Origin of the sequence: Actinomycetospora sp. (assembly GCF_036497585.1) — a bacterium.
Classification (GTDB): Bacteria; Actinomycetota; Actinomycetes; order Mycobacteriales; family Pseudonocardiaceae; genus Actinomycetospora.
The window spans coordinates 1-3784 of sequence record NZ_DASXJD010000085.1 but is presented as its reverse complement, the minus strand read 5'-3'; the positions used below and the strand labels follow the sequence as shown (position 1 = coordinate 3784).

Genomic DNA, 3784 nt, shown 5'->3' with positions numbered 1-3784 from the left:
CAGAACCCTCCCCGACCATGCGACTGTGGTGGCGAAGGGAGAAACCGCAGGTCAGCTTGGGCGCCCCCGGCAGGATTCGAACCTGCGGCACCCGCTTTAGGAGAGCGGTGCTCTATCCCCTGAGCTACGGGGGCCCGTACGAAGCCTAGCTGCATGTTCGTCCCCACCGGGCGACCTCCCCGTCGCCCTCCGGAAGCTCCCGATCCGGGAGTGCCCCATCCTCTTGCCTGCGGGATGGACGTCGGTGTACCGGCCTGCGACGCTATTGTCGTTGGCCCGGCCCCCGCCGACGACGCCGCTCCGAGGGCGAACCGCCCGGTCTCCAGGGGGCCCCATGCCGGGGATGAGTCACGAGGATCTGCTGGTCCAGGAAGAGATACACCGAGCCCACGTGCTCATCTGCCGGAGCCGCGGGCTCACGGCCGAAGCCAGCGTCCGCGCGCTGGCCGATCAGGCAGCCGGCGCCGGGGTGTCGTTGCACGTGGCCGCGCTGATCGTTCTCGGGCGGAACACGGCGGAAGAGGACCTCCTGGACCACTCGGTCAGCCCGGCGGTGTGACCGTGCTCGTCGGCCGGCACGCGCCTGTGACATCGGGCAAGGCGGGGAGTCCCGGCGCGTGCCGCCACCGCACACGGGTAGCCCATCACCGTGACGGGAGAGAAGTGCGAGGTGTCGAGCGCCCGAGAGGCGGCCGACGCGCTACGCCGGGTGGTCTCCCGAGCGCGGGAGGACGCCACGGAGGGTGAGCCCTCCGCCGAGGCGATCGACGAGCTCGCCCGGCTGGCCGGCGTGCTGGGTCGGACCGTCGACATGGTCGCCGGCGAGGACGGCGGGGCGGTGCGGCAGCGGGCCGCGGAGCTCGCGACGGCCATCGCGGCCCACCGCGACCAGCGCACCCGCTGAGCCCGCCGACCTCGTGGCTCGACGACATCGAGCCCGCCCGCTGACCCGTCGTCAGGCGTAGTCCGACAGCTGCTTCCCGACGCGCTCGGCCATCTCCCTCGCCAGGGCCTGCAGGCCCGACGCCGGACGCACCATGACCTCGAAGGTGACGATCAGCCCGTCGTCGTCGAACGAGATCATGTCGATGCCGTGCACGTCGCGGTCGCCCGCGCGCGCCCGGAACTCGAGCACCACGTCGTGGCCGCCGGCCGCGGTGAACGTCCGGTGGTAGGTGAAGCCGGAGAACACCTCGAGCGCGGTGGAGACGGCGAGGACGACGGCGTCGCGCGAGTGGTACGGGATGTGCGCGACCGGGGAGTGGAACACCGCGTCGGGGTGGACGATCTCCGCGAGCCCGGAGAAGTCCTCGGCCGCGACCATCGCGTGCCAGCGGGCGAGCGAGTCCGCGGCGGCGGGGGCGAGCACGGCGTCGTCCATCGGGTCCTCCAGGCGTGGCGTCGTCCCGGTGTGCGTCGACTCAGTGTGCGGGGTGTGCCGCCTCGAGCGACCACGGCGTGGGCGCGCGCGTCCCGAACGTCGCCGACAGGCAGAAGCGGTCCGCCCGGACCGTGGTGTGCCGCCACTCCACCGCACGGTCCCCCGACGAGCCGAGGCGGTCGATCCGGAAGACGGGCGCCCCCGTCGGGATGTCGAGGAGGCGCGCCGTCGCCGCGTCGGCGACGTCGGCGTGGATGCGCTCCCGCCCGCCGTCGACGTGCACCCCGGCGCGCGTCGCGAGCTCGGCGTAGAGCCCGGTGCGGGTGAGGTCGACCCCGACCAGCGGCCCCGCCACGTCCCACGGCAGCCACACGCGGTCCCACGCCAGCGGCTCGTCGTCGGCGAGGCGCAGCCGCTCGAGCAGGAGCAATGGGGTGGACTCCTCGAGTCCGAGCCGGGTCGCGACAACGCCGTCGGCCACCCGGTCGAGCCGGCGGACGGTGCTCGTCTGTGTGCGCCCCGACTCCTCCACCGACGCGAACAGGCTGTAGACCTCGTCGACCGGCGCCTCGATCGCGGGCGGCGGGCCACCCCGGGCGAGGCGCGGCGGGCGGCCGCGCTCGGCGACGACGACGCCGTCCGCACGCAGCTGACCGAGCGCCTGACGGACGGTGTGGCGGCTGACCGCGTACTCCTCGGTCAGGGCAAGCTCGCCGGGGAAGGACGCGTCGAAGTCGTGCGCGCGGATGCGCCGCAGCAGGTCGTCCTGCAGCTGTGCCCACAGCGGTCGGCCACCCGTCCGCTCCAGCGCCCTCGGCCCCATGCGTCCCCTCCTCGCTTGACCGTACATCCTGCCGCCTCTAATGTCCGGACGGAAAGGTACGGACATTTGCGCGCTCCAACCGAGCAGGGAGAGTCGTGGCCACACCAGCGCTCCTCGGTCGGCACCCGCTCGTTCTGTCGGGCCTCGTCCGGCGCCGTGTCGGTGTCGTCCGCGGCCGGGCGCCGGGCCTCGCGGTGGCGCTCGCCGTCGCGGGGGTCGCGACCGTGGCCGGCCGCGAGGTGCCGCTGGTCGGCGGGCCGGTGTTCGGGATCGTGCTCGGCGTCCTGGTCGCGGCCGTGCTGCACCCCGGCGAGCGGTTCCGACCCGGGTTCGCGGTTGCGGCCAAGCCAGTGCTGCAGACCTCGATCGTCGTGCTCGGCGCCACGCTGTCGTTGCGCCAGGTGGCGACGGTCGGGTCGTCGTCGTTCCCGGTGATGCTCGGGACGCTCGCGGTCGCCCTCGGCGGGGCGTGGCTACTCGGCCGGGTCCTGGGGGTCGGGCGGGACACGACGCTGCTGGTCGGCGTCGGCACGGCCATCTGCGGCGCCTCGGCGATCGCGGCGGCGCAGTCGGTGCTGCGAGCGCGGGAGCCGACCGTCGCCTACGCGATCGGCACGATCTTCACGTTCAACGTCGTCGCGGTGCTCGCCTACCCACCGCTCGGGCACCTGCTCGGGCTCGACGCGCACGCCTTCGGGCTGTGGGCCGGGACGGCGATCAACGACACCTCCTCGGTGGTGGCCGCGGGCTACGCCTACGGCGGGGACGCCGGGCCGTACTCGGTGGTCGTCAAGCTCACCCGCAGCCTGATGATCATCCCGATCGTGACGGCGCTGGCGGTGGTCCTGGCCCGCCGTCGCGGCCGGCCCGACGACGCCCCCCGCGGGTTCCGCGGGCTGCCGTGGGCGCGGCTGGTACCGCTCTTCCTGGTCGGGTTCGTCGTGGCGTCGGCGCTGACGACGGGCGGGGTGGTGCCGGCCTCCTGGCGCCCCGCCCTGACCGTCGTCGGCACCTTCCTCATCACGACGGCGCTCGCGGGGATCGGCCTCTCGATGCGGGTCGGCGACCTGCGCCGGGCCGGCGTCCGCCCGCTCCTGCTCGGGGGGTGCCTGTGGGCGCTCGTCGGGGCGTCGAGCCTGGGCCTGCAGGCGCTCAGCGGGACGCTGTGACGCCCGGGTCGCGGCCGAGCCACCCGACCAGCCGCGCGTAGGGCCCGGCGTCGTCGGGAACCGGCACGACCGGCCCGAACGGGATGTCCGCGCCACGCGGCTCTGCCGCAGACGAGGCCGCCGATCTGGTCGGCGGCGCGGAGCAGGGTGGGGCGGGGGTCGTCCACGGGGTTCTCCCGGTGGTGGTCGGTGGTGGTCACGCGGCGCTCATCCGGAGCAGGAACGCGATCCACGTCCGGTAGGGGGCGAGGGGTGCGGTGGCGGCGGCGAGTCGTCGGCGATCGCGGCGAGGACGAGCGGGCGGGCGGCGTCGCGGGAGAAGCGGGAGACCGGGGCCCAGCGCATGACGGCGCCGCGGGCGAGGTCGAGCGAGAACGGGCCCTCGGGTCGGAGGACGTGGCTCGACGACGT

General features: G+C 74.5%; 6 protein-coding genes and 1 tRNA gene. 3 read left to right on the top strand and 4 right to left on the bottom strand.

The window, feature by feature from the left end:
* Nucleotides 1–61 precede the first annotated feature (61 nt).
* Nucleotides 62–134 (bottom strand) — tRNA-Arg (locus VGH76_RS07630).
* Nucleotides 135–343: 209 nt separating this feature from the next.
* Here VGH76_RS07630 and VGH76_RS07625 point away from each other — a divergent pair.
* Complete coding sequence (locus VGH76_RS07625) at nt 344–559, top strand: hypothetical protein (protein WP_331556029.1); 216 nt, start codon at nt 344–346, stop codon at nt 557–559.
* A 111-nt stretch (nt 560–670) separates the two neighbouring features.
* Nucleotides 671–904 carry a hypothetical protein gene (locus VGH76_RS07620; protein WP_331556028.1) on the top strand — a complete coding sequence of 78 codons (234 nt, stop codon included), beginning with the start codon at nt 671–673 and terminating at the stop codon, nt 902–904.
* Between the two features lie 51 nt (nt 905–955).
* Here the strand turns inward: VGH76_RS07620 and VGH76_RS07615 are convergent, their stop codons facing one another.
* Together VGH76_RS07615 and VGH76_RS07610 are read right to left on the bottom strand one after the other, a co-directional pair.
* On the bottom strand, nt 956–1381 hold the full coding sequence (locus tag VGH76_RS07615; RefSeq protein WP_331556027.1) for a nuclear transport factor 2 family protein: 426 nt from the start codon (nt 1379–1381) through the stop codon (nt 956–958).
* A gap of 40 nt (nt 1382–1421) precedes the next feature.
* Entirely contained in the window at nt 1422–2204 is a 783-nt protein-coding gene (locus VGH76_RS07610; RefSeq protein WP_331556026.1) for a GntR family transcriptional regulator, read from the bottom strand.
* A 95-nt stretch (nt 2205–2299) separates the two neighbouring features.
* Here VGH76_RS07610 and VGH76_RS07605 point away from each other — a divergent pair, with 95 nt between their 5' ends.
* Nucleotides 2300–3373, top strand: coding sequence for a YeiH family protein (locus tag VGH76_RS07605; protein ID WP_331556025.1), 1074 nt, complete (start codon nt 2300–2302; stop codon nt 3371–3373).
* A gap of 207 nt (nt 3374–3580) precedes the next feature.
* Here the strand turns inward: VGH76_RS07605 and VGH76_RS07600 are convergent.
* Nucleotides 3581–3784, bottom strand: a 204-nt coding sequence (locus VGH76_RS07600; RefSeq protein WP_331556024.1) for a hypothetical protein, incomplete at its 5' end; no start/stop codon positions are given.